We start from the raw sequence: 24,890 nt of genomic DNA, 5'->3' as shown, positions 1-24,890 counted from the left end.
GTCCTTATTTTTATCTCATAAATAATCAAAGCCGGTGAAATTTTACTTGTCGTAAAATTTCACCGGCTTTTTCATTTCAAAGAGTGGGTTTTGTCCCAGCCTCTTTTGGCTTAAAATTGCAACTGTTTTTCCATGGCTTGATAAACTTTTTCTTCTTCAACAAACTCCTTGTGTGTTTCCCACGTAATATCATCGGAGTAATCAATAACACCTTCATGTTCATAAGTGGCGTTCCCAATTAAATCAATGGAGTCTTCATAAGCCACACATTGAACTTTACCACCCGGGTTGAATACGTTCACTTTTTCTCTCAAAGTATTAAAGCCTAATTTACAGGTAATAAGAGTTGATGCTGACATTGCGGTTCCACACGCATTTGTAAAGCCAACTCCTCTTTCGTACGTTCTTACAAAAATGTTTCCCTTAGATAGGGACACAACATAACTTACGTTTACTCCATCTGGGCAAATTGAATTATCGCTATTTAAGTATTGAGCAATTTCCTTTTGCTCTGGTGATTCTAGGACCTCTTTGTCTACAACTGTTATTAAATGAGGATTTGGAACTGCGATTGCGGACCACTTTCTTTCAGGATGCAATTCCTTAATAACCTCGTTAATTACTACATCCTGGTTGACGTTAATAGGTAGGTCGTTAGGATTGTAGAGGACAGGAGATATTTCAACTCCGAAGGTTGGAATCCCTTCAAATATATCTTCTTCTCTTTTTACACGAAGCGTTGCTTTCATTGTTTCAATATTTAGCTGTTCCTTACTTGTTTTCTCGACCATATAGCGAGCAACACAACGAAGTCCATTTCCACACATAGAGGCTTCAGAGCCATCTGAATTAAAAACTCTCATTTTTCCATCGGCTTGATCACTATGGGAAATAAACAGGATCCCATCGGCTCCTATTCCATTTTTTCGATCACAAAGGACTGTTGTTAATTGAACTCGATTTTGGTCTGTCCAATCATGCTTTAATTTAGTTTCATCTATCATAATAAAATCATTTCGAGAGCCATGTGCTTTTGTATAAGGAATTTTCATGTGCTGTTTCCCTTCTTTCAAAAATCTTCTTCCCATTTTATCATATAAGAACCCTGTTATCGCAAACTTGTTGCGTAAATACTCTCCTTTTGCTTCTACAAATGATCATACACCAGAAAATGGAATGAACCTCATCTTTTCCCTTTCATATATTGATAGAGAGAGGAGGTATTAAGATGGACAAAGTCATCTTTTTATTTTTATCAGCAATATTGGCTGGATTTGCGTTGGTTAAAGTCAATTTACTCAATACTCCACTTGAGAGTCTTGAATCAATTTTCACTCTTATTGGAGTTATAAGCGTTTTGGTCTTTTCTCTTGTCATCATATTTAAAGCTTTTATGGCCTTATTCAATCGGTAGTATTCACTTCCATGAAGTAGCCTGAGTATCTAGTCCTCAGGCTACTTTTTTGGATACATATCATATGTAAAATGTATAATTCTGGTTTTCTCCATAAACCCTATCCTTTTATATAGAGGGATGGCTGCTGTCGGATTCTGATAATCCACGGTTAATCTAACTTCTTTAAAGTCTTTTAATTTCATTCTATTTAATACTTCTATCAGAAGCGATTTCCCTACCCCTTTTCCTTGATGTTCGGATAAAAGAGCTAACGTCGATATGACACATTTAGCCTCATCTTCCTCATGGGCAGCGACAAACCCAACTGGTGTGTTGTGTTCATCACGAACAAGTATATATAGATCAGGTGAAAATTCAGAGCTATTAAACTCGTACAGTACACTTTCTTTTGTAAGCTGGTTGATATTCTTTGACCATGAAAAAGCATCATTATATATATGTGCCCATGTATTTGCATCCACTTTGCTTGGTAATGAAAACCTATACTCCATATCAGGAGGATCTTGAACTTGATACTGATTCAGTTCAAGCTTCATGGAGAGCAGGTCCGTATGTTTGTTAAGCATCAATTTTTGTGCTAGCTCATTCTGGCCAGGAGATTCTAATCGCACCATTAGGTTAAAAATGATTCGTTTGTTTAGGTAGTTTGCCATTTGTTCTAGATGCTTTAGAGAATGCTTTAGCAGTTCTGTTCCAACACCTATTCTTCTGTGTCCTGGTTCAACCGTTCCGTAGCTATACACATTGATGTGTTCTTCCCCTTTTACTAAACAGAGTGCATTGTATCCAACAATTTGGCTGTTTACTTCAGCAACAAATGTGTTAGCACGTATTTCCTCTCCTGGCTCATCTAGAAATTCGTTAAATTGCATAAGAGTTTTATAGTTGTTTCTTTTTTCTAACCGAGTAGATTGATTATGTAAGTAAACTAGGAAGTTGACATCGTTGTCAGTGAATTTTCTAATCGTAATGTTCATGTTTTCCTTCGCTTTCTATAGGATGGATTTTGGGATAAGTTACTTAGTAAATATTTCTAAATAACTTGTAGAAATCTTTTTTTTGAGAGTTTTGAAAACACAAAAAAAAGCCCGAGCTTCACCTCGAGCTTCACACTACTAACTTACAAATCTTTAATTAAATTCGCCATTTCAATCGCAGTAGCAGCTGCTTCAAAGCCTTTGTTCCCAGCTTTTGTTCCAGCCCTTTCCACTGCTTGTTCAATCGTATCCGTAGTAAGTACACCAAATACGACTGGAACCCCTGTATCTAGACTAGTTTTAGCTACTCCCTTTGTCACTTCACTACTTACATAGTCAAAGTGAGGAGTTGCTCCACGGATCACTGTTCCAAGTGTGATTACAGCATCATATTTTTTAGATTCAGCCATTTTTTTCGCAACAAGAGGAATCTCAAATGCACCAGGTACCCATGACACAGAAATATCATTTTCATCTACCCCATGTCTTTTTAACCCATCTAGTGCTCCATCTAATAAACGACCTGTTATAAAATCGTTAAACCTTCCTACTACAATTCCTACTTTTAAACCGGTACCTACTAAATGTCCTTCAAATGAATGCATTATATTTCACTCCGTTCTGTTTGATGAAATTCAAATAGATGTCCTAATTTCTCATATTTCGTTTGTAAGTATTTTTCGTTTTCTTTTTTAGACGGCATTTGAATGGAAACTCGTTCTGTAACCTCAAGTCCATAACCATTTAAGCCAGCAATTTTTCTAGGGTTGTTCGTTAATATTTTCAGTTTCTGTATGCCAAGATCGCGGAGAATTTGAGCTCCAATTCCATAATCCCTTAAATCGGGTTTAAAACCAAGCTTCTGATTCGCTTCGACTGTATCATAGCCTTCTTCCTGGAGTTTATAAGCTTTTAATTTGTTAATTAGTCCAATTCCGCGTCCCTCTTGTCTCATGTAAAGGAGAACGCCTTTTCCTTCACGCTCTATTTGTTGCAATGCAGCATGTAACTGTGGACCACAGTCACAGCGATTAGAACCGAACACGTCTCCTGTCAAACATTCGGAATGTACACGAACAAGAACAGGTTCATCATTTTTAATTTCTCCTTTGACTAGTGCTACATGCTCCTTACCGTCTAATACATTTGTGTACCCTACAGCATGAAAGTCACCGTAAACAGTTGGTAGTTTGATTTCTACTTCTCTATTTATAAGGCTATCGTGTTGTAATCGGTAGCTAATTAAATCTTGAATGGTGATCATCTTTAGGTTATGCTTTTCAGCAATTTTTCTTAATTCAGGAACTCTTGCCATCGTTCCATCTTCATTCATAATTTCACAAATGACACCTGCTGGTTTACGTCCAGCTAGCCTAGCGAGGTCAACCGCAGCCTCTGTATGGCCAGTTCTTCTCAGAACCCCACCGTTTTTGGCGATTAACGGAAAAATGTGGCCTGGTCTTTTAAAATCATGAGGTTGCGCATGATCATCTAACAATTTTTGAACGGTTAGGCTTCGTTCATATGCACTAATTCCCGTAGTCGTTTCTACATGGTCTACACTAATAGTGAAGGCTGTTCCATGTTGGTCTGTATTTACATCTGTCATGGGCTTCAACTGAAGACGATTAGCTATTTCCTCCGTAATGGGAGCACAAATTAACCCGCGTCCTTCCGTTGCCATAAAGTTAATCACTTCTGGCGTCGCAAATTCTGCAATAGCAACAAAATCCCCTTCATTTTCACGGTCCTCATCATCACAAACAATGACCATCTTTCCATTTCTTAAATCCTCTATTGCTGATTCTATTGAATCGAACATTTGATATCACACCTCTCTATGACAAAAACCCATGTTGCTCTAAAAATGATAGAGATAGTCCTTGTTTCTTTTGAGCCTCTCTTTCATTTTTCAAAAGGCTTGCCATGTATTTTGCCAGCATATCTGCCTCGACATTAACATGGTCTCCTACTTTCTTACTCCCCAGAATAGTTTCATGAGCAGTATGCGGTATAAGGGATACCGTTACGATGTTTCCTTCAATAGAAAAAATCGTTAAGGAAGTTCCATCAATTGTAATGGATCCGCGTTGAACTAGGTATAATTCGATATCTTCAGGAACTTGAATTCTTACATAAATCGCATTACTTTTTTCCCCTCGGCCTACAATGGTTCCAACGCCATCAACATGACCAGAAACAAAGTGACCACCAAATCTTCCATTGGCTGCCATTGCCCTTTCAATATTGACGGGTGAACCTACCTTTAACCGAGCAAGACCTGTATGATGAAAGGTTTCTGGCATCACATCAACCATAAAATGATCATGTGTAAAAGTAGTAACGGTTAAGCAAACACCATTGATTGCATAACTGTCCCCCAGTTTGATATCATCCATTGTCTTGGAGGCTTGTATGGTTAAAGTCATTGCATCACGACTTTGCTTTATACCTCGGATGGTCCCTATCTCTTCAACTAACCCCGTAAACATACAACACCCTCCTTTTTTTCAAGAGGAAAACTGTTAACTTTAGTTTTTTCCATTTAATAACAAACAATGCAAACCAACAAAAAGACCCCGTTTTCAAAACGGGGCCTGTTTTTCACATAGCTAAATAAGCGTTGTAACAAACGCTTTTTTTCCTTCTCCCATCCAGACTATACTGTCGGTTTCGGAATTACACCGAATCAGCCAAATGAAAAAATCAATCAGCTCACGGACTGAGAGCATGTTAGCTCATCACCGCCGGTCGGGATTTTCACCCTGCCCCGAAGGAAACCATATCGAATTATGCCTATCATACCAAAAATCTTCAAAAACATCCAAAATTTTTACTTATCTTTTCAATATTTCTCAATTAGCAGAGATAAATACGGCGGTTTTATATGATAAAAAGCTCTATTATTGAAGTAATAAATAACCAATTGTAATTAACAGTAGCTCCCTACTGTCCGTTTTGGCGTCTCCAGAAAATGTGATGATTGGAGCATTAGAAGGAAAGCTTTTTTGCCATTGAGTTGGCATCCATCCCCTCTGAGCACCAACTATCTCCGAGTCATTTTCGGATAAAAAAACAAAACTTTCATGGTGTCTCTTGGACAATTTAAACGTTTCTCCCTTTGTTACGAGCTTTCCATTTGAAATCGACCAAGTTTTCTGTTCAGTCTCATAAAAGGCAGCTTTTAAGGCTTGATTCTGATTTCGAATGGAAAGGATAGATTTTGACGCTGAGCTTGCAGTAATGGTGTAGATAGGAAAATTCTTTTCATCATATAGCGTAAAAATAGATTTCCCGCGATTGCGAACTACATAGCTTTTAATACCGTTGGGGTTCACAAAAAACACTTCTTGACCCTCTTGCAATGCAACAAAATCATCTTCTTGAATACCCTTCCCCTCACTACTTTTCTTCGCTCCAATCGAAGAATCTTCTACTAATAAAGTTTTTTTCATATAACCAAAATATTTCAATGTACTAAGTAGACTAATGACAAAAAAAGGAGTAGAAATCCAGTGGGTGTGAGGAACCTTTAGAAGAATGCTTGCGATAAGTAGAAACACTGCAATATGAGCTGCCCACAAGCTTTGTTTTATATATTGGTTTGAAAAATCTATATAAATGTCCTTCATCATTACATTCGACTCCTATACAAATCTCTTTATAGTAACTCTATGATTTATTTGATAAATCTATGAAAGTTTTCGTATAAAAAGGATTTTCACTCTGGATGCTGAATCCTTAATAGAAGATGAGGAGGGATATAATGAGTAGAAGTGTCATTATTACGGGAGGAGCACAAGGTATTGGCTATGAAATTGGTAAAGAGTTTTTAAAGAATAATGATCAGGTTTTACTTACAGATATAAATGCCAAAGGTTTAGAGGAAGCAAAAAATAAGCTTAGTAGTGAAGGTTTGCACGTTCACACCCTTACTTGCGATGTGACAGATGAAGAACAGGTGGCAAAAATGTTTTCTACCGCAGTTGAAAATTTTGGCTCTGTAGATGTACTTATAAATAATGCAGGTATGCAAAGAATCTATTCTTTAGAGGAGTTTCCTACTGACACCTTTGAGCGGATGATTAAACTTATGCTTGTCGCCCCGTTTGTTGCAACGAAACACGCATTCCCTATTATGAAAAAGCAAAAGTTCGGTCGGATTATAAATATGGCCTCTATAAACGGTGTTATCGGCTTTCCTGGTAAAGCTGCCTACAACAGTGCAAAACATGGTGTGATTGGCTTAACGAAGGTCTCTGCTATCGAAGGGGCTGAATATGGTATAACCGTAAACGCTGTTTGTCCTGGCTATGTAAATACTTCACTCGTTCAAAATCAGCTTAGAGACTTAGCTAACACAAAGGGTGTTCCATTAGAAAAAGTGTTAGAGGAAGTCATCTACCCGCTTGTCCCACAAAAAAGACTTTTGGAGACAAAGGAAATTGCAGATTACGTATTGTTTCTAGCAAGTGATCGAGTGAAAGGCGTTACAGGTCAAGCCGTTATTATTGATGGTGGCTATACAGCCCAGTAAGTTTGAAAGCACCTTTAAATGATGGTGCTTTTTTCTAAATAAAGATTGACAGTTATTTTCTTATCATTTATTATCAATATTGATAATGATAATAATAAAATAGAAAAGCCTTATAGGGGGTTTTAGAATGTCACAATTAACGAATATTCCTGCTGGAGAACAATTAAAAAAACAAACAAACCTTTTTTATCTTTGTATTCCGCTCTATATTCTTGTACCCATTCTTTTTGTTTTTGTTTTTTATAGATTTGGCCAACCATTTCATCTCGGTGCTTTTGCAATCGGGATCCTTGGATGGGTGATAGCTTTATTTCTTCGAGGGCCAATAGCTCTTGTAGCCCATCATTTCTTATCAGAGAAAAAAGCTTCAACATTAGTTGTCCTTTCTTCTGGTCCACTAGAAGAAATTGTTCGATTTATTGTGCTGGCAATAACGGTAAGTACCTTTTCGTACTCGCTATCAATTGGCCAAGGCTGGGCTGCTATCGAAGTTCTATATGCCATTGTTAGTGGCTTCATGACCCTCCAAGTGCTTAGAGGAACAGATGAAAAAGCTCAGCAGGCAAAAGAAATCTTAGAAAAACAAGGAATGAATATGAACATAAACCCACTATTAGGAGTTTGGGAGAGAATCTTTGCGAGTGGCTTTCATATTGGAGCTACACTACTTATCGCTCATTCAACTTGGCTTCTGTTTATCTTAATTCCATTACACAGTCTCTTAAATTTATCTGTCGTTTATTTAATGAAACGTTCAATGGCTTATGCTCAAATCCTAGTGACTGCTGTAGGGACACTTGCTCTTCTGGCCGGTTGGCTGATTTGGGGTTAATAAAAAAAACTAGATTCTCAATAAGGAAGGAATAAAAAACGCTTGGATTTTAGTATATCCAAGCGTTTTTCCATTCCTATTTTACAAACCAAACTTTAGCTATTTTATCATCGATGACTTCATACATTGCAATAGCATAAACGTCTACACCATTTGCTCGCCCTGTCACATGTTCATGATCAATTACAATATTTCCCTTAACCAGTCTAGACAGAATTTCCGCATGATTATTAGGGTTATTTTTAAATAATTGATCATATCTTTCTCTCATAAGATTGATTCCCGCATACATCAATTTGTTCGATGGAAACTCATATACTTCCACATTTTCACTGTAAGCAGTTAAAAATGTTTCGATGTCTCCATTATTATAAGCGTCTAATTGCTTCTGTGCTAAATGAACAGCTATTTCTTCCATCATGTTTGCTCCCCTTTTTCCAGTCTTGGTATGTACTTCCTTTACTGTACTATAGCATTTCCTTCGTTGTACTTGTACATAATTTTTCAATCCTCCTGCATCCTAAAACCATAAGGAGGTGTCCATATGGAGCCAAAAAAACCTGGGAATCCAAATATGGAAGACTTTAAAGAATTAGATGATCGTATCATCGCAGAAGGAATGAGTCAGCCTTCCTTGGTGATTAAAACAAATTTAGATCCTGATAATGTAACTGAAGAGAATCCGTACTATAAAAACACCAGCTCACAAAAAGAGAAGTTTGAAGATTATTTTGAAGAAAAATAATTAGTTAGTCGGTTTAATGTCCCCTCTATATGGCATCTTATGATGACAAGGGTACGTTAAACCGTTTTTCATTCCCTCTTATAGACATTATTCATTATCTAGGACACGTTTTCACCGGTTGTGTTCCCTCCTTTACAGCGCTTACCACTACCAGGGCTCGTTTTTTCTATTTTGCTAACCATTCTACCTGTCATGTTTATTATTCACTTGAATACATATGAATTTAGAAGCTTTACGTAGGACTAGCCTATAAATAAAGTTGTTTTGTTTAAGGAAGGTTGGTGAATTATGTCGAAGATTGAAGCGTTTATTTTAGGAATTATACAGGGACTTACAGAGTTTCTACCTATTTCGAGTACTGGTCATTTATTTTTAGGTCGACAATTCCTTGGCCTTCAAGATGCTGGTTTATTTTTGGATACCATGCTTCATATTGGAACATTGCTAGCAGTTCTAGTTATCTATAAGAATGAACTTATTACTATTTTAAAAGATCCATTTCATAAGTTATCTTTTTTATTGGTAATTGGAACGATTCCAGCTGTAATAGCCGGTCTTTTATTTGAAGATTATTTCGATGCTATATCGAAAACAGGTGTGACATTAGGATGGGAATTCCTTATAACTGGAACGATTTTGTGGTTTGCTGATTCCATTCGTAATGGTGCAAAAAAGATGGAAGACATTACGATGACGGATGCAGTTGTGATTGGGACTTTCCAAGCTGCGGCCATTTTCCCCGCACTTTCTCGTTCAGGCTTAACGATTGCAGCAGGATTATGGAGAAAGCTAGATCGGGAAACAGCCGCTTATTTCTCATTTTTTCTATCAATTCCTGCTATTTTTGGTGGCATTCTATTGCAAAGTAGAGAACTGTTCACGGGAACAGTAGAATCGATTTCATTAACTGGGCTTCTAGTTGGTACTATTAGCTCTGCTCTCTTTGGGTACCTGGCTATTATGACTATGCTCCATATTTTAAAAAAGAAGTCTTTAAAGATTTTTGCCGTTTATGTATGGGTATTAGGTGGAATCGTACTTACTCTTCAGACACTGGGGATTATGTAGGTGACTGTTACTGAAAAGAGGTTAAAAAAATGGAATGGATTCATGGCTTATTTCATTTCTTTCAACAATTAGGATTTATTGGGATTACACTTGGACTGATGGTTGAAGTCATACCAAGTGAGATTGTTCTTAGTTATGCTGGTTATTTGGTCTATTCTGGTAATCTCACATTTTTTAGTGCTATGCTTGCAGGCATCCTGGGAGGTACTGTTGCTCAACTTTTCGTTTATTGGATTGGTTTATATGGCGGAAGACCGTTTGTTCAAAAGTTTGGGAAATGGATTCTAATTACCCCTGATCATGTTCAAAAGTCAGAAAAATGGTTTAATCAATATGGTCCTACTGTCGTGTTCTTTGCACGATTCATCCCTGTTGTCAGACATGCGATCTCCATTCCAGCAGGAATTAGCAAAATGCCATTCTCAACATTTTTCCTGTACACATTCGCTGCCATGATACCATGGACATTGCTGTTTGTACTACTTGGAATCAACTTGGGAGAAAACTGGAGTGAAATTGAACAACACGCTTCCACTTACATTAAACCTTTAATTATTTTCGCTACTGTTTCATTGCTTGTTTATTTCATCTTGAAGCGCAGGAAAAGGTAATGGAAATGGGAAAAAAATATAGATGGCAAACATTCAACTACATGATAGAATAAGCTAAAACATTTTAGATTTTTCAAGGAGAACCAATGAACCAACTACTAATAAAAAATGTAACAATTATCCCTATAACCTCTAAACCTTTAGATAATCATGATGTTTTGATATACAATGGACGAATTCAGAAAATTGGAGAAAACCTTTCTGCTCAAGGGACTATTATTGATGGATCAGGACAGTATTTATTGCCTGGTTTTATTGATGTACACACGCATCTGGGTCTTTATGATGAAGGGACAGGTTGGGCAGGAAATGATGCGAATGAAACGGTTGAACCGATGACCCCTCATATCCGAGCAAAGGATGGAGTTTACCCCTTAGACCCAGCTTTCCGGGATGCAATACAATACGGAATTACAACAGCCCACATCATGCCTGGAAGTGCTAACGTAATTGGAGGAACGACATCTGTAATTAAGACATACGGTAGACATGTAGATAAAATGATTATTAAAGAAATTGCAGGTCTAAAGCTTGCTCTTGGGGAAAATCCTAAGAGAATGCATTCTCAAGGTAATAAAGAATCCATTACTAGAATGGGAATCATGGGGATGTTAAGAGAAGCTTTCTATAAAGCACAAGCTGAAGGAAACCCGGAAGACGTCCGTGTTGCTCCAATCCTGATGGCTTTAAATCGGGAAATACCAGTCAGAATGCATGCTCATCGTGCTGATGATATTATTTCAGCCGTTCGCTTTGCAGAAGAATTCAACTTGGATCTAAGAATTGAACATTGTACAGAAGGACACCTCATTGTGGATGAATTGCCAAAAGGGCTACAGGTATCTGTTGGCCCAACCATGACCAGACGTTCCAAAGTTGAGTTGAAAAACAAAAATTGGTATACCTATCAAAGCCTCTGTGACCATGGCGTGCAAGTATCTATTACGACAGACCATCCTTATACACCAATCCAGTATCTAAATGTTTGTGCTGCATTAGCTGTTCGTGAGGGTCTTTCTGCCCAAAAAGCGCTGGAAGGAATCACCATAACACCAGCTAGAAACTTAGGTGTTTCTAATCGAGTAGGAAGTATCGAAATTGGTAAAGATGCGGATGTTGTCCTGTGGAACGACCATCCATTTTCGTTTTTAGCTAAACCAACGATGACCGTCATCGATGGTGAAATCGTTTTCCAAAAATAGATATGTCAAAGTTCGACATTTTGTCAAAAACTTTTACGAAATGTTAACATTTTCCCTATTTTCTTTCTGAAAAAAATGCTGTATGATACAAAAAGTAAATGATAAATCTAACAAGAAATGTTGGTTTCTTGTTCAATAAAATGATAAGTACTAGGGAAGGCAAATGGTGAGCCACCAGGTTATCTGGTTCTAGTAGGTTCGATTCCTACCCCGAAATTTTGCAATTTAAAATTTCGAGGGTGGGCCTGCACGTGACTCGTGTGTCTAAAATTAATGCCCTCGATAAAGGAGGGTATTTTTTTATGTTAAAAATTCGTGAAATATACGAATCCCACGTGCTATTTGATCTCATGAATCACCCTGAAGTTTTCCCATATGTTCGACAAAAGGCCTACTCTCACGATGAATTTTTATTCTTAACGAAACAAACCATTGAGGCCGAGGAACGAGGAGAACTGATTTCTAGAACCATTCTCGATGAGTGGGGAAATCCAATTGGAACTATCAATTTGTTTGATGTTGAAAATAAAACAGGTTTTCTAGGTACATGGATTGGAAAGCCTTATCACGGTAAAGGTTACAATAAATTAGCAAAGGATCAATTCTTTCAAGAACTATTTTTGGAACTAGGTATTGAAACAGTTTGGATGAGAATACGAAAAGAAAATATCCGTTCTCAAAAGGCTGCCGAAAAATTACCTTATGTTATTAAAGCTAACGAAATTAGGCCTTTAGTTTACCGTGCTTTAAATCCAGACCTCCAAAATGAAGTCTATGATTTATATGAAATTCCAAGAGATTTGTTCTTGTTGCACTTAAAACGTACAGACATTCAGGAAGAAATTCAAATACTAGAAGCATAAAGAAACCGCTGCAAATTGTTAAAAATGCAGCGGTCCTTTTTTATCTTCTTTTCTTCTTAGCAGATAGTAAACGGTCCATTTGGGAGGAACGCTCCTCTTTAGGCACATTATTTTTATCTTTCCCTTTCGGTACCGGTACTTGTTTTGGTTGCCTTGTTTTCCCTTCATCTTTCTCGTGCACAGACTTTTCCTTTACACTGTATATGTCTTGTTTTTTACCATTAGATGTCGTTACTTTTCTTTTTTCCTTAACTTTCTCCCATGTTAACCATTTTGACAATTTGACTTTCCATTGCGGCACTCCAAATCGTCGAATGGTAAGCTCTACAAGGAACAATAAAAAGGCCACAACTAACAAGGAAGATTGAATAGATATCTCATCTTGTAACTTCTTCTCTAAAGGTCTAAAAATGGATTCTGGTGACTTTGTCAGTTCCTCACTGCTCATTGGTTGTTTCTCTTTAAATAAATTTGCTTCCTTCAGAGGAATGATAAACTCTTCAGAATAACCTAAAGCAAACCCAGCATGAAAAATAGAGCTTTGAACGTCCTCGGATTGTTTACTAAGCTGAATAAAGTGAATACCTTGCTCGCCTTGGAATTTCACTTTATACTCCCCAGGTCGAACCGGTTGAATAGTGGCATCTACCTTTGATCCATCGTTTTTTGTAACCGTAGCAATCAACGGTTCTAGAATTGGCTCTGACGCCAGCAGATTAACCTCTACTTGACTACCTTCACGTTTAATATCCATTTGAAATGTTGAAGCTTCTGCATTTGGAAAGGTCCAATTGATCGTTCTTACCCAAAAATCAGACCATTTGTCCCAGCTTGGCCAATGTCCAGACCATTTGCCTGTTACATCAGAGGTAAAGGCAACGGTTCTCCCAAGTCCATATTGCCAAACAGAAAGAATAGGGTCATCTTTTTCACTAATAAGGATGGTTTGGGCTTTGTCCTTTTCACTTACAGCAATGTAAGCATTCATTTGCGGAATTCCATTTCCAAAGGTTGAAGCTAATCCTTCTATCGCATATCTCGTAATAGTTGGATAGAATGGTTGATCTTCAATATAGGTCTTAGTGGCCATAACCGTCTCACGAGATAAGATACTCGGAATAACTGTAGCATCCATAACATCGTAATAACGACCTGTCCCTTCCTCAGCTAATGCCTGCAGTAAAAACCGATCCGAGTCTCTACCAATGGCAACAGTTGAAAGTGTGATATTTTCTTCTAACCCTTTCTGGATGAGTGCTGAATAATTTCCATTCACAGCAGACTGTCCATCTGTTAACAGAATTATGTGTTTCCGTTTAGCAGCATTCCCAAGCATTTGGTCATAGGCCTCTTCAAGTGCTGGGTATATATTCGTACCACCCCCACCCGAGATGGTTCGGATTTTTTCTTCCACTGCTTTTTTATCTTTGATAGGTGCAGTTTTTACTATTTCCCATGGTTGATCGTCAAAAGCTATAACCCCTAAATAGTCTTGCTCCCGTAAAAGAGAGACAGTTCTGGCTGCTGCTTCTTTGGCTAAATCTAGTTTTTGCCCCTGCATACTTCCTGAACGGTCCACTACTATCATAAGAGCCAACGATGGAATCTCTTTTTTTCCTTTAATATCCATCGATACGGGGAGCAATTGTTCGATAGACGTTTCAAAATATCCACCTAGACCAAAACTAGATTCCCCACCTGTCATAATAAAACCTTTCCCATATTCCTTTACGGCCACTTCAATCAAGTCCATTTTAGCTTGTGAGACATCAGTGCCAGATACATTGGCGAATATAACCGTTTCATACTCAAGAAGTGATGATAAAGTAGATGGAATATAATCAGGTGAAACCACTTTCGTATCGATTTGAGCTGCTGAAAGTGCGTTGTATAGGTTTATGGATTCATCCTGTTTACCTTCAACTATTAATACATTAGGTTCCCCCTTGGAGTAGGACACAGCCATTTGTCTGTTATTTTCTGAAATCGTATCTTGAGGCTGAAAGATCTCCGCTTCAAACAGGTGATAGCCCTCTTCTTCTATTAAGTTTGTAAACATAAATTCATTGATTCCACTTTGCAACTCAATCTCTTCGTCAATGATGGTTTCACTATTTAATTGAATACGAAGACGTGTGGTCGTATCAATGGTGCTGTCTACTTGAATTTGGACAGATGTATTTTCACCTAGATAGGAAGTGTGAGGAACGGAAAGTTTTGTTAATGCAACGTCTGTTGTACGAATGGGAGGGAAAGAAATAATATCTACTTCCACTCCCTTTTTCTCCAGAAGCTCTATTTCTCGTGCTACATTTCCTTCCGTTTCATAACCATCAGTAAATAAAACAATTCTCCCTTTTTGTCCTCCTGAAAAAAGGCTCGCACCGAGCTCTATCCCTTTTTCAAGATTTGAATCATCCGCCTGAATCTCGGTTCGGAAATCAACATCTGTATGATTCTTTGTCATGGAACTTTCAATAGCTGCTTCCGCTCCAACTGAGACAATTGAATACTCATCATTCACATCTTTTTCAGCTAAAGACCTTGTTAATAATTGTTGTATGTCCCTCTCATGAAACTTCATACTTGCCGAACGGTCCACTACAAATACAACTTTTTCATGCTGCTGGGATAATAATATTGTTGGCTGACTTAAAGATAGGATGATTAGAGTAAAGACAATAAACCGGATCAATGAAATAGCTTTAATATGTTTGATCTGTTCCTTATTGGTTTTCCGTAATGTCAATAAAATAATGACAGCTATAGGAATGAATGCCACTAAAAATAATGGGTTTGAAATGTTAAGATCCACGTCGATACACCTCCCATTCTACGACTAGAATGAATAAGGCAATCAAAATAAGCCAATTGGCTAAAGGATACCCAATTGTTTGCATATTTTCTTCCTCATTAGTAGTTTCACCAATTGAAAAAGATTGTGCTGGCGCTATTTTATTTTCGCCTTCTTCTGTGTTGACGGAAAACCAATATTGATTTTCACCGTTGTATAAAGAGTACAGTCCTGGTTTATTGGGGGCCTGTAAAATTTGTGACTCAGGAGAGTGTGTCTTTATAATTTTTTGGGCTTCTGAAAGGACCTGGTAAGTTTCGCTGAGATAAACATCCTGTTCTTCTCCTGGTGTAAAATATCCTAAAATCTCAGAATCCTTCGTTAAGTAATGAATAGATTCATACAAGAAAATTGGGAAACTAGTGTGTAGTGGCCAATCAGTTTGAGCAATATCAAAGTTTACCAGGATGACAGGATTCCCATTTTGTTCTCCTTCAAAAAAAATAGGTGCATTACCACTCCAGGTTAACGGGCGGAAATCACTTAAGTTCACTTCCTGAATCTTTGAGATAAAAACTTGATCCATATCCGTATATTGAAAAGGTCCAAAGCCTTTGGATGGTTCAATTGGATTATTTATCTCATATTCTGATACATCGGAACCGAGATCAGGATTAATAACCATCATCGGACCATCTGGCCATTCTTCTACTTTCAAATTCTCAACGATATAAATAGAAGATTCATCGGAAGAGGTAAAAGAATTAGTTGTGACTACCTCATAACCCATTACAGTTAACGCTTGATTGACAAATGGATGAAGGGAAGCATTCACTACTATTTTGGGTCTACTCGTTTGATTCAAAAAGGAAAATAATTGATTGTCAAGCTCGTAGGCATCATCTACTTCAATCGTTGCTTTGTAAACAGTCGAATGCGGTAAATCCTCCATAACGAAATAAGCTGGTTGCTCTTTTGAGACCGTTTGTATTCCTTCCCATACTTCTTGCTCTCCAATCATGACTCTTAATGTAGCTTCTACAGGTGTATCTGATTCTGAAGTCACCCAAGAAAGCCCTTGTATTTTACTATCGAAGTTAGCAACCCCAAACGATTCAATAGATACATTTTGATTGGTTTGACCAAGATTATGAATCATTATAGGACCATCCCAATCGGTGTGAATCATATCACTAGCGAATTGATCCGTATATATATGAATGCTTGCTGAACCATTTTCTTTTATAAGAGAAGTAGCCAATGAGAGTGCTTGGTTTAAGTCCGTTTTTTGATAGGAAAGTTCTAATGATTCAATAATTTCCAAGGCACTATTTTTATCGTTCTGAATGTGCAGGATCGGGTCTTTCCTAGCTTCTATAAAAGAAACATCATGACCATGAAACCGTTTCAATAGATCTTCTGATGCTTGTTTAGCAAGTTCTAGACGGTTCTTCTCTCCTTCTGTGGCTGCCATAGATGCTGACGTATCAATAATAATTATTTGTTGGTCCCCCTGAACACCCTTAGTCCATAAAAATGGCTGGGTAAGGGCAAAAATCATTAGGATTAAAATGAGTAGCTGCAACCAAAAAAGGATATTATGTTGAAGCTTTTGGTACCACTTCGTTGCCTCCCATTCTTTTCGAACAGACTCCCAAAGGAAGGTTTGGGATACAACCATTTCCTGGTACTGCTTCCTAAAGAAATAGAGTAGGAGGAATCCAATAAGAAATATTGAAAATGAAAAAAACCATGGAGTTAAAAATCCCATCTTATCACCTCAATTGATCCAACCCAATGGTTTTAATTGTTGAAATAGTATTTCCTCTATTGCTTGACGAGTATTTACTTGAATATAAGGGATTCCCTTTTTCCTACAGAGACTTTCAATAGCAGATAAGTGTTCTTCTAATCTAGTTTTATATTGGGCAATTACTTTCCTCTGCATACTAACCTCCGAGATGCTCCTCGTCTCTATATCTAATAGCTTTAAATCACCTGTATATGGTGGAGATAGCTCTTCTTCATGTAGAAGTTGAATATAATAGACGTGCGTTCTTCGACTTTGGATTCTAGTAAGTGTTTCGTCTATATTTGAAATGGGTTCAAGTCCATCAGAAATAATGATTGTAACATCAGATTGAGGAGAGTACCTTTCCTTATTTCTAGTAGAGAAAGGTTCCTTATCTGTATCGTCCTGAACAATGTTATCTATTTGACCCAAAAATTTAGCAACCTGGTGTGGTCCCTTTTTAGACAAAAGTGGATCTATCCGATGATTTGAAATTACGAGGCTTAGCCTGTCCCCTGCATAAAGTGACAGAGCAGAAAGTGCACCTGTAAGCTGCTTTGCTCTTTCCCACTTTTTTAAATAGGCCCACATCGAAAGTGAGCTATCTAACAGAATCGTTATCGTCAATTCTCTTTCATCTAAGAAACGTTTAATGTACACTTTTTCTGTCCTTGCATATACATTCCAGTCAATTTGCCTAACATCGTCCCCAGCCTCGTATGTTCGGTAATCAGAGAACTCTTGAGAAGAACCAATTGTCTTTGAACGCCTGGTGCCTTGATGCATACTTCCTAGTGAGGTAGGACTTTTCCATCTCATTCTTTTTAGTTTTGCTATTGTGTGTGGTGATAATAAGCTAGCCATCATATCACCCCATAGAATCTATGCATTTTTGGATAAGTTCATCAGCAGAAATCCCTGCTGCTTCCCCTTCAAAATTAAAGTATAGACGATGTCTCAAAACAGGGAGAGCTACTCTTTTTAAATCGCCTATAGACACATGAAATCTTCCTGATAATAACGCGCGCGCTTTTGCTAATCGTAACAAGCTTTGCATACCACGTGGACCCGCCCCATACCTCACAAACTCTTTTATTTCAGCTGGTGACGTCTCATACTCAGGGCTAGTATTCATGATAAGTAACGACGCAAATTCTAGCATTTCATCAGAAACCATAATTGACTGAATTAATTTCTGAATATGAATCACCATATTTTGGTCCATCACAGCTGGAACCTGGATTTCTTCTTTCATCAGTGTCCTTTTGGCAATTTCCTTTAATTCATCTTTTGATGGAGAGGGAACGTGAATTTTACATAAAAAACGGTCCAACTGTGCTTCTGGGAGGGGATAGGTTCCCTCCAAATCTAAAGGGTTTTGAGTAGCCAAAACAAAAAATGGCTCCTCTAACCTTTGAGTTTTACCCATAATCGTTACCGTTTTCTCACCCATTGCTTCTAATAGGGCACTTTGCGTTTTAGGGGTAGCCCGGTTAATTTCATCTGCTAAAACAAAGTTTGAAAAAACAGGACCTTGATGAAATTGAAATTCTTGACTCCCTTGTTCATTTTTCTGAAGAATCATCGTACCTGTAATGTCTGAAGGCATTAAATCAGGTGTAAACTGAATTCGTGAAAAAGATAGTTGTAGAGCATTGGACAAGGTTTTAACAAGCATTGTCTTACCTAGACCTGGTAAGCCCTCTAGTAATGCATGCCCCCCTGCAAAAATGGTCCAGAATACTTCCTCCAAGGTTTCTTCTTGCCCAACGATATAGGAAGATACGGCATCAATCGCTTTTTGTATGGCCTCGTTCGCTTTAATAAACTCTGTCTCAAACGTATCTGTTGTCATATTTCTTCTCCCCTTTAAGGTTGGTTCCAGTTTGAAAAGTATTGCTTTACAACATCTTCAAGATTTTTGGGAAGTTGTTGTCGTTCCAAACTAGTTCTATATGTGCTCTCATAAAATCCTTTGATATTTTGATAATTTGAAATCTCACCACGAAGAATAACTCCATTTTCCGTTTCAAAAATTTGTGAAGAACCTTCACCTAAAGCTTGAATATCTTTTTCAATATTTTCCTCGCTGATGATTGAATCTGGAATAGTCAGTAAATCTCTACTTCCCGATCCAAGACCTGCACCTGACCCACTTCCAGAGCCAGTTCCGCTTCCTGAACCAGAACCACTTCCGGAACCTGAGCCATTTCCTGAACCAGAACCACTTCCGGAACCAGAACCACTTCCGGAACCAGAACCACTTCCGGAACCAGAGCCACTTCCGGAACCAGAACCACTTCCTGAACCGGAGCCGGGTTCTGAACCAGGTGTCTCAGCTTCACTAGGAACTGTAGGTTCGCTGTCAGTATCAGAAGTTCCTTCACCAGACTGACTTCCCGCACTAAGAGAGGCAACTAATGACCCGTCAATCCCCGAACCAGCTAATTGTTGTGCCCACTCTTGATTAATGGAGCCCGCTAATTCTAATTGGTTTTGAAGTTCATCTAAATTTTCTATTTGTTCTAAAAGCTTTTCTATGGCTTGAGCCATTTCTTCTTCGGACTGGAACGGTAAGCCCTTTTCTTTCATTAGTTCTTCTAGTTTTTCTTTATCTGATTGAGATAGATTCTCCAATGTTTTCTTAATTTGTTCTTTGTCTATATTTCGTAATGCTTGCTGAAGTGCTGAATTGTTTTTTAATGTTTCTTGCATTTCTTTTAGAAGTCGATTTGACTTTTCAGCTTCTTTCTTTTGAAGAGAAAGCTCCATTTCTTTCTCAGAGGCTTTCTTTATGGCTTCTTCGAGTGACTCACTACTTTCTAAATCATTTGCAAGTTCCTTCAGAAGCTCCTTTTCCTCTTGAGTTTCAACGTCTTCTTCTTTATTCTCTAGCTCCTCAACTTTCTCTTCAATCAAATCCTTCTCATCTTCCATTGCTCTAGCCTGTTCCATCTTTTCATTAGGAAAAATGAAAAAGAGTAAAACGATGACTGCGCTTAGGAAAGTTCCAACTATATATTGAGGTCGGTACCATCTAAGTTTTGCCTTCTTTACGAGTTCTAACTTCATACTCATTTGTTGGACAGCCTGCTTTAATTGAAGTTTAGGTAATTCTCCTGGCTGCTTATAGAACTCGTAGGCTACTGAAACAGCATTGTCGCTAACATATTGGTCAAAAAAAGACACTGCTTGTTTCTTATTTGGTCTTGATTGAAACGTCTTGTAAAACCATAACAGGAAAATAATCGAGCTCCCAACCCAAAACCACTGCTCCCAGTACAGGATCGGTACGAATCTTAACGTTAGTGTTAGGAGAAATAAATACCCTGAAAGTAGAAAAATAAGTAGTTGGATCTCTATTAATATAAAGTGTTGTAATAGCTTTCTTTGAATATTTCCAAGAAGGGTTTCAAATAACCTTTGATTAGAATCCACTTGAATAACCCTCTTCCTATTTCATTTTTGGCCTTAACTTTCTTATACTAACCAGAATTGACAAAATGGTAATGACTCCATACGAAATAACAAAAGATATCCACATCGGAAAGGCAATACCAGTCCTTCTAACTAAATAATCGGTTTCCATTGGTTCAAAAATGTTCATCATCATAATCACTGGGTTTAACATTCCAAATATATACGGAAAGACATTCGTCCCCTGATTTGGCTGTTGCATATAGTAGAAAAATTCTTGCGTAAAGATAAACAGAAAACCAGTTCCAGCTACTAGGAACAGTCCAACACTATAGGTCACGACCATGGAAATAATGGTTCTACGAATAATGGTAGAAAACATGACTCCAAGTGCCCCGAACGAAATCATCATCAGAATATACATGCCTAACACATATAAAAGATGTTCAGGTGCAACCCCGCCATATAAAAACACAAAGCTATAAAGTGGCATTGAAGCCACCACCATTAACAAGAGGAAACAAATAGACGATAAAAGCTTACTAACAATAATTGAAGTCGAACTTTGTGTAGTGGTTAACAATATATTTAATGTTTGTCTTTCCCGCTCTGAACTAATAACTCCCGCTGTAAGACCGGGGGTAACAAATAAAATTAAGCCCAATTGGAGGAATGATAGGACCATAAACATTTCCCTACTCTGATGTGAGCTAAAGTTATAGCTTGCTCCTCCCCTTGTACTCATGTAAATAAAAGCTAGAATCATGAGTCCAATTGAAGCCAAATAAAAGATAATACCAAACAATGTTTTCAGGGAGCGGAACCGGAGTTTGAACTCTTTACCTAGCACTGGATTTAAAAAGAATGACTTTATCATTGAAGTTCCACCCCTTTTGTTATTTCCATAAAAACATCTTCCAAGTTTGTCTCTTTATCATGGAAACTCAAAATAGGAATCCCTTGCTTTACGGCATTTGATAATAGAACCATTTGTTCTTGGTCATCTCCATTAAAGTAAAAAGAAAATCGGCTGGATTCATGTTCGTCCGCTTGAATGTCAAATACATGACTTTGATCCTCAAAAAACTGGATGGCTTGTTGAACATCTCCACTTACTCTGGTCACAATCAATCTGTCCGATTTCAATTCTTTTTGAATACTAGCAACATCTCCATGAGCAACAAGTTTCCCATCATGAAGCACTCCGATAGTATCACACATCTCCGCTAGTTCGGGTAAAATATGGGAAGAAATGAGAATCGTTTTCCCCATCACTCTTAGTTCTTTTAAGATTTCTCTCATCTCTACTCTTGCTCTTGGATCTAAACCTGAAGCCGGTTCATCTAAAATAAGGATATCTGGGTCATGGATTAAACACCTTGCTAGACATAACCGTTGCTTCATCCCACGGGATAACAAATCTACATAGGAATCACGTTTATGTGATAGGTTAACAAGCTCTAGTAGCTTCGGAATAAGTTCCAATCTTTCCTTATAAGGAATGCCATAACTTGCACCATAAAAGTGCAAATACTCTTCTGCTTTAAATTGATCATAAACTCCGAAAAAGTCTGGCATGTAACCAATTAAGCGCCTAATCTCTTTTGGTTTATCAACAACTGATATTCCTTTAACATAAGCGCTGCCAGAAGTAGGTGCCAAGAGTGTTGCTAATATAGAAAATGTAGTGGATTTCCCCGCTCCATTTTGCCCTACAAATCCAAAGACACTTCCTTCCTCTATTTGGAGGTTTAAAGAGTCTAAGGCTGTAAACTGTCCGTACTTTTTAGTTAAGCTCTGTATATCAATCATTTGTGATGTCTCCTTTTAAAACAATCCCCGGAAATGGAATTACATTTCCATAGTCTTCTGTCTTTATGAAATTGAAAGTGATTTTACCCTGTTGATCAATGTATTGACTTACTTCCTCACCAAGCGTAATGTTGTTCTGTGGTGAATCCATTGTTTCATATTCACCTGTATGAACATTTAAAAGAGAAATCTCAATTCCAGGTTCTTTAAAATAGTTAATACTTCCATCCACTAAAGAAAAATTAGAATCTCTTATGAAGGCTGGAATTTGATAGGTTAATTGATATTCCCCTATACCTACAAAAGCCTCGTGCTCCGTAACTTCCATTCTATTCATAACCGCTGACCCATTTATCGGTAAAAATTCCACTTCCATATTGTCTTTAGTAATTTCAAAGCTTCCTTCATAATCAGCTTGAATAATTACGGGTTTCGCAAAGAAATTCATTGCTTTTCTCGTGGCGCCACCCTTCACTTGACTGGCAATAAAAGGAGTATCTGAAACAGCAATCAACAGTGGTGAGTCAGGTAGTTGATTTAAATAAGAATTTGTAAAGTATTCAAATAAAGTGCTCTTTTGTACTTCTTCAAGTTCTTCTTGTGGCCCTCTTCTATATCCAAACTGATGTAGAGCATATTGAGTGGGCTTGGTAAATAAGACGTTAGGAACCCCTACATCTACATTAATTTTTCCACTTTGATCTATAGATCCCAAATGGATCATCTCCGTTCCAGCTGCTACCCAAAGGTCTTTAATAGATACGGATAAATTGTTCTCAATCGTCCCTGTCAATTTACCATTTTCATAGGATAATTCTGCTATGATTTCTCCCACATTTTCCTTATAAATGGTGCCTAGTGAGGTCTGGGTCGACCAAAAATTTATACTTGGATACACAATCTCTTTCTTTGGTGTAGAAAGCTGAGCATATGCTTTACCTTTCAATCTTTCTATTTCATTGGCATATTCACCTGTAATCGGCATAGGTGAATAGTGAGGTTCAGAAAACGTAATGGTGAATTTTCCTTGTTTATTAGATAGTAAGGTTTGAGATGTAACGCCAACTGCTCCTTGTTCCTGATCCAAAACATATATTCCAAGCTCGTTCATGGTAGGCTTTCCAATTCGATCATATGCCCCAGCTATGAATATAGCGATAGACGAAATAATAGATACAGTTGGAATAACCCACCAAGCTTGTTCTCTCTTATCCATTTTCTTTAAAATGAAATAAATGATTGGCAGCAGTATTAAAACATAGAAAACGACTAGAAAGGATATAAATGGAAATGAAAAGTTCCCTTTTTCAAAATATTCCCCTGTACTACCGAACATATGATAGCTTTGCTCGATGGAATCCATACCGTGATAATAACGGGACGTTGTTCCACCTGGCTGAACTTGGCCTGCAATCCATTTTCCGTAGTTTGGATGTTGAGTAATGTTCGTATCGTCTAGCTGGAAGGATGTTTGGTAGATACCACCAATTCCGACGCTAGTATGCGCCAATAAAGGTTGATTGCCAGCTGTCGCTAAGACCTCTGCTTCCTCCTTTACTGAACCTACATATAACTCTGCTTCTAGGGTCTCTTCTTGGGATAAAAACTGTAAATTAGTTCCTTTTACTTGATTAGATTCATTGAACGGAATATAGTCTTGAAGTAATCCTAAATGACTTGTTTGTTCTGTTGAGTTACTTAATAGGACTTTGCCTCCAAGTTTTACAAACGAAATTAAAGCCTCCTGTTGTTCTTGGCTCCACTCATCCATATGAGCGTTATCTAAAACTAATAAATCAATCATCTTTAAGGAAAATGCTTGGTCTGGAAATGCTTCTTCAGCTAATTGAAAAACGTAAGGATTTACAGCATTATATTGGCCACTTCTATAGGCATTTAAAATATCAGGATTCGTAGTGATTACTCCAATAGCCTGTTGGCCATCCTGGAGTAATCGAACCGAAAAACTCCGGTCTCCCTCAAATTTGACAGATTTTCCATTCTCCACTGACCCTTCGAATAGTTCAACCGTTGTTTCTTGACTAAATTCATAGGAGAAGTTCGAGTGAATTCCTGGATGATATAACGACCATTTTTTTTCAGAGCCTTCAGGTAAATTAACGGGTACAATTAAATGTCCTCCTGAAAAAACGGATGGTGCAAATAGTAAGGACAGCTCACCAACAAAGTCATCTCCTTGGTTCGTAACCGTCACATCTATCGGAAACGGAGTTCCTGGTTTCACTGAACCATCATAGCCAGGGGTTATCTTCACTGTAATAGACCCATTAGCTTGTATACTTTGTATTGGTATCATGGTGCATAGTAAAAGTATAAATCCTAGTTGCATCATTATTTTTCGTAACATGTCTAGCTCCCTTTCTTTTTAAACAATATGTATAGGCTCTTTTTCATGTAGGTCCCAATAAATCCCACTTACTTAATAAGTTAGACGTTTAAGCCCTAGAAAAGTTTTACTTTTTTTCTCTCCTTTTACAATAAACGATATAAATACCAATTACACTACAACTTTTACAAACAAATGCGCAAGCGCCTCGAACAGCCCCGACAAGCACAAGACGAGCCGGCAGGAAGGTTGTTCTTTAACCTTCATGTCGGATTGGCTTGTGACCTCGAGGGGCTAGGCGCTGGAGCTGGCCGGAGAAATATTTTATTTAAAGTTGTCCACAATCGGCGATTTTATAATTTCCTTAACTTCAAATCGAGTAGGAGGGGGTGACTAACCCCCGACCTCTCACACCACCGTACGTACCGTTCGGTATACGGCGGTTCAACTATGATTGACGTAAAAATTCATATCGT

General features: G+C 37.8%; 23 protein-coding genes and 1 riboswitch. Of the genes, 8 read left to right on the top strand and 15 right to left on the bottom strand.

The annotated features are described in order from the left end of the window. Window positions 1-110: 110 nt before the first annotated feature. On the bottom strand, window positions 111-1,052 hold the full coding sequence (gene dapF, locus ABDZ91_RS04440) for a diaminopimelate epimerase (RefSeq protein WP_343796731.1): 942 nt from the start codon (window positions 1,050-1,052) through the stop codon (window positions 111-113). A gap of 176 nt (window positions 1,053-1,228) precedes the next feature. Between dapF and ABDZ91_RS04435 the strand changes: the two genes are divergently transcribed. After that, window positions 1,229-1,414, top strand: coding sequence for a hypothetical protein (locus tag ABDZ91_RS04435; protein ID WP_343796729.1), 186 nt, complete (start codon window positions 1,229-1,231; stop codon window positions 1,412-1,414). Window positions 1,415-1,455: 41 nt separating this feature from the next. Here the strand turns inward: ABDZ91_RS04435 and ABDZ91_RS04430 are convergent, their stop codons facing one another. From ABDZ91_RS04430 to ABDZ91_RS04410, 5 genes are all read right to left on the bottom strand, one after another. Then, window positions 1,456-2,394 carry a GNAT family N-acetyltransferase gene (locus ABDZ91_RS04430; protein WP_343796728.1) on the bottom strand — a complete coding sequence of 313 codons (939 nt, stop codon included), beginning with the start codon at window positions 2,392-2,394 and terminating at the stop codon, window positions 1,456-1,458. 143 nt (window positions 2,395-2,537) lie between these two features. After that, entirely contained in the window at window positions 2,538-2,999 is a 462-nt protein-coding gene (gene ribH / locus ABDZ91_RS04425; RefSeq protein WP_343796726.1) for a 6,7-dimethyl-8-ribityllumazine synthase, read from the bottom strand. Next, complete coding sequence (locus ABDZ91_RS04420; protein ID WP_343796724.1) at window positions 2,999-4,216, bottom strand: bifunctional 3,4-dihydroxy-2-butanone-4-phosphate synthase/GTP cyclohydrolase II; 1,218 nt, start codon at window positions 4,214-4,216, stop codon at window positions 2,999-3,001. Before ABDZ91_RS04420 ends, ribH begins: the two co-directional genes overlap by 1 nt. 16 nt (window positions 4,217-4,232) lie before the next feature. Then, a complete protein-coding gene (ribE, locus tag ABDZ91_RS04415; RefSeq protein ID WP_343796723.1) occupies window positions 4,233-4,886 on the bottom strand; it encodes a riboflavin synthase in 654 nt (217 codons plus the stop codon). Between the two features lie 146 nt (window positions 4,887-5,032). Beyond that, window positions 5,033-5,176, bottom strand: a riboswitch (FMN riboswitch). Window positions 5,177-5,297: 121 nt separating this feature from the next. Further along, the gene (locus tag ABDZ91_RS04410; RefSeq protein ID WP_343796722.1) at window positions 5,298-6,029 is read right to left on the bottom strand and encodes a hypothetical protein; all 732 of its coding nucleotides are present in this window, start codon (window positions 6,027-6,029) and stop codon (window positions 5,298-5,300) included. A gap of 131 nt (window positions 6,030-6,160) precedes the next feature. Between ABDZ91_RS04410 and ABDZ91_RS04405 the strand changes: the two genes are divergently transcribed. Both ABDZ91_RS04405 and ABDZ91_RS04400 read left to right on the top strand, forming a co-directional pair. Further along, window positions 6,161-6,931 (top strand): 3-hydroxybutyrate dehydrogenase, encoded by a 771-nt coding sequence (locus ABDZ91_RS04405; protein ID WP_425541788.1) that lies wholly within the window; start codon window positions 6,161-6,163, stop codon window positions 6,929-6,931. A 127-nt stretch (window positions 6,932-7,058) separates the two neighbouring features. Next, the gene (locus ABDZ91_RS04400; RefSeq protein ID WP_343796719.1) at window positions 7,059-7,763 is read left to right on the top strand and encodes a YhfC family glutamic-type intramembrane protease; all 705 of its coding nucleotides are present in this window, start codon (window positions 7,059-7,061) and stop codon (window positions 7,761-7,763) included. 76 nt (window positions 7,764-7,839) lie between these two features. Here the strand turns inward: ABDZ91_RS04400 and ABDZ91_RS04395 are convergent, their stop codons facing one another. Beyond that, window positions 7,840-8,184, bottom strand: coding sequence for a nuclear transport factor 2 family protein (locus tag ABDZ91_RS04395; protein WP_343796717.1), 345 nt, complete (start codon window positions 8,182-8,184; stop codon window positions 7,840-7,842). A 123-nt stretch (window positions 8,185-8,307) separates the two neighbouring features. Between ABDZ91_RS04395 and ABDZ91_RS04390 the strand changes: the two genes are divergently transcribed. From ABDZ91_RS04390 to ABDZ91_RS04370, 5 genes are all read left to right on the top strand, one after another. Continuing rightward, complete coding sequence (locus ABDZ91_RS04390) at window positions 8,308-8,508, top strand: hypothetical protein (RefSeq protein WP_343796715.1); 201 nt, start codon at window positions 8,308-8,310, stop codon at window positions 8,506-8,508. A 288-nt stretch (window positions 8,509-8,796) separates the two neighbouring features. Beyond that, window positions 8,797-9,576, top strand: coding sequence for an undecaprenyl-diphosphate phosphatase (locus ABDZ91_RS04385; protein WP_343796714.1), 780 nt, complete (start codon window positions 8,797-8,799; stop codon window positions 9,574-9,576). A gap of 29 nt (window positions 9,577-9,605) precedes the next feature. After that, on the top strand, window positions 9,606-10,187 hold the full coding sequence (gene uptA / locus ABDZ91_RS04380) for an undecaprenyl phosphate transporter UptA (protein ID WP_343796712.1): 582 nt from the start codon (window positions 9,606-9,608) through the stop codon (window positions 10,185-10,187). An 86-nt stretch (window positions 10,188-10,273) separates the two neighbouring features. After that, the gene (locus tag ABDZ91_RS04375; protein WP_343796710.1) at window positions 10,274-11,389 is read left to right on the top strand and encodes an amidohydrolase; all 1,116 of its coding nucleotides are present in this window, start codon (window positions 10,274-10,276) and stop codon (window positions 11,387-11,389) included. Between the two features lie 302 nt (window positions 11,390-11,691). After that, a complete protein-coding gene (locus tag ABDZ91_RS04370; RefSeq protein ID WP_343796709.1) occupies window positions 11,692-12,252 on the top strand; it encodes a GNAT family N-acetyltransferase in 561 nt (186 codons plus the stop codon). A gap of 40 nt (window positions 12,253-12,292) precedes the next feature. Here ABDZ91_RS04370 and ABDZ91_RS04365 read toward each other — a convergent pair whose 3' ends face one another. The 8 genes from ABDZ91_RS04365 to ABDZ91_RS04330 are packed head-to-tail and all read right to left on the bottom strand — an operon-like array spanning window position 12,293 to window position 24,435. Further along, on the bottom strand, window positions 12,293-15,067 hold the full coding sequence (locus ABDZ91_RS04365; RefSeq protein ID WP_343796705.1) for a VWA domain-containing protein: 2,775 nt from the start codon (window positions 15,065-15,067) through the stop codon (window positions 12,293-12,295). After that, on the bottom strand, window positions 15,057-16,817 hold the full coding sequence (locus ABDZ91_RS04360) for a vWA domain-containing protein (protein ID WP_343796704.1): 1,761 nt from the start codon (window positions 16,815-16,817) through the stop codon (window positions 15,057-15,059). The genes ABDZ91_RS04365 and ABDZ91_RS04360 overlap by 11 nt, the downstream gene beginning before the upstream one ends. A gap of 9 nt (window positions 16,818-16,826) precedes the next feature. Next, window positions 16,827-17,705 carry a DUF58 domain-containing protein gene (locus tag ABDZ91_RS04355; protein WP_343796703.1) on the bottom strand — a complete coding sequence of 293 codons (879 nt, stop codon included), beginning with the start codon at window positions 17,703-17,705 and terminating at the stop codon, window positions 16,827-16,829. 1 nt (window position 17,706) lies between these two features. Continuing rightward, window positions 17,707-18,693, bottom strand: coding sequence for an AAA family ATPase (locus ABDZ91_RS04350; RefSeq protein ID WP_343796702.1), 987 nt, complete (start codon window positions 18,691-18,693; stop codon window positions 17,707-17,709). A 14-nt stretch (window positions 18,694-18,707) separates the two neighbouring features. Next, window positions 18,708-20,276, bottom strand: a complete 1,569-nt coding sequence (locus ABDZ91_RS04345) for a hypothetical protein (RefSeq protein WP_343796701.1) — start codon at window positions 20,274-20,276, stop codon at window positions 18,708-18,710. A gap of 16 nt (window positions 20,277-20,292) precedes the next feature. Next, window positions 20,293-21,132 carry an ABC transporter permease gene (locus ABDZ91_RS04340; RefSeq protein ID WP_343796700.1) on the bottom strand — a complete coding sequence of 280 codons (840 nt, stop codon included), beginning with the start codon at window positions 21,130-21,132 and terminating at the stop codon, window positions 20,293-20,295. Continuing rightward, on the bottom strand, window positions 21,129-22,067 hold the full coding sequence (locus tag ABDZ91_RS04335; protein ID WP_343796698.1) for an ABC transporter ATP-binding protein: 939 nt from the start codon (window positions 22,065-22,067) through the stop codon (window positions 21,129-21,131). Before ABDZ91_RS04335 ends, ABDZ91_RS04340 begins: the two co-directional genes overlap by 4 nt. Then, complete coding sequence (locus tag ABDZ91_RS04330; protein WP_343796697.1) at window positions 22,060-24,435, bottom strand: hypothetical protein; 2,376 nt, start codon at window positions 24,433-24,435, stop codon at window positions 22,060-22,062. The genes ABDZ91_RS04335 and ABDZ91_RS04330 overlap by 8 nt, the downstream gene beginning before the upstream one ends. Between the last annotated feature and the right edge of the window lie 455 nt (window positions 24,436-24,890).

The organism is Bacillus carboniphilus (genome assembly GCF_039522365.1).
Classification (GTDB): domain Bacteria; phylum Bacillota; class Bacilli; order Bacillales; family JC228; genus Bacillus_BF; species Bacillus_BF carboniphilus.
Note: the sequence above shows the minus strand (reverse complement) of the source record. Positions and strands in the feature narration are given on the sequence as shown.

Excerpts from the sequence above, each read along its gene's own strand:
- ribE (WP_343796723.1), bottom strand. The coding sequence starts at position 4,886 with ATGTTTACGGGGTTAGTTGAAGAGATAGGGACCATCCGAGGTATAAAG.
- ABDZ91_RS04375 (WP_343796710.1), top strand. The coding sequence starts at position 10,274 with ATGAACCAACTACTAATAAAAAATGTAACAATTATCCCTATAACCTCT.
- ABDZ91_RS04435 (WP_343796729.1), top strand. The coding sequence starts at position 1,229 with ATGGACAAAGTCATCTTTTTATTTTTATCAGCAATATTGGCTGGATTT.
- ABDZ91_RS04430 (WP_343796728.1), bottom strand. The coding sequence starts at position 2,394 with ATGAACATTACGATTAGAAAATTCACTGACAACGATGTCAACTTCCTA.
- ABDZ91_RS04330 (WP_343796697.1), bottom strand. The coding sequence starts at position 24,435 with ATGTTACGAAAAATAATGATGCAACTAGGATTTATACTTTTACTATGC.
- ABDZ91_RS04395 (WP_343796717.1), bottom strand. The coding sequence starts at position 8,184 with ATGATGGAAGAAATAGCTGTTCATTTAGCACAGAAGCAATTAGACGCT.
- uptA (WP_343796712.1), top strand. The coding sequence starts at position 9,606 with ATGGAATGGATTCATGGCTTATTTCATTTCTTTCAACAATTAGGATTT.
- ribH (WP_343796726.1), bottom strand. The coding sequence starts at position 2,999 with ATGCATTCATTTGAAGGACATTTAGTAGGTACCGGTTTAAAAGTAGGA.
- ABDZ91_RS04340 (WP_343796700.1), bottom strand. The coding sequence starts at position 21,132 with ATGATAAAGTCATTCTTTTTAAATCCAGTGCTAGGTAAAGAGTTCAAA.
- dapF (WP_343796731.1), bottom strand. The coding sequence starts at position 1,052 with ATGAAAATTCCTTATACAAAAGCACATGGCTCTCGAAATGATTTTATT.
- ABDZ91_RS04405 (WP_425541788.1), top strand. The coding sequence starts at position 6,161 with ATGAGTAGAAGTGTCATTATTACGGGAGGAGCACAAGGTATTGGCTAT.
- ABDZ91_RS04390 (WP_343796715.1), top strand. The coding sequence starts at position 8,308 with ATGGAGCCAAAAAAACCTGGGAATCCAAATATGGAAGACTTTAAAGAA.
- ABDZ91_RS04385 (WP_343796714.1), top strand. The coding sequence starts at position 8,797 with ATGTCGAAGATTGAAGCGTTTATTTTAGGAATTATACAGGGACTTACA.
- ABDZ91_RS04420 (WP_343796724.1), bottom strand. The coding sequence starts at position 4,216 with ATGTTCGATTCAATAGAATCAGCAATAGAGGATTTAAGAAATGGAAAG.
- ABDZ91_RS04400 (WP_343796719.1), top strand. The coding sequence starts at position 7,059 with ATGTCACAATTAACGAATATTCCTGCTGGAGAACAATTAAAAAAACAA.
- ABDZ91_RS04410 (WP_343796722.1), bottom strand. The coding sequence starts at position 6,029 with ATGATGAAGGACATTTATATAGATTTTTCAAACCAATATATAAAACAA.
- ABDZ91_RS04335 (WP_343796698.1), bottom strand. The coding sequence starts at position 22,067 with ATGATTGATATACAGAGCTTAACTAAAAAGTACGGACAGTTTACAGCC.
- ABDZ91_RS04355 (WP_343796703.1), bottom strand. The coding sequence starts at position 17,705 with ATGATGGCTAGCTTATTATCACCACACACAATAGCAAAACTAAAAAGA.
- ABDZ91_RS04350 (WP_343796702.1), bottom strand. The coding sequence starts at position 18,693 with ATGACAACAGATACGTTTGAGACAGAGTTTATTAAAGCGAACGAGGCC.
- ABDZ91_RS04370 (WP_343796709.1), top strand. The coding sequence starts at position 11,692 with ATGTTAAAAATTCGTGAAATATACGAATCCCACGTGCTATTTGATCTC.
- ABDZ91_RS04360 (WP_343796704.1), bottom strand. The coding sequence starts at position 16,817 with ATGGGATTTTTAACTCCATGGTTTTTTTCATTTTCAATATTTCTTATT.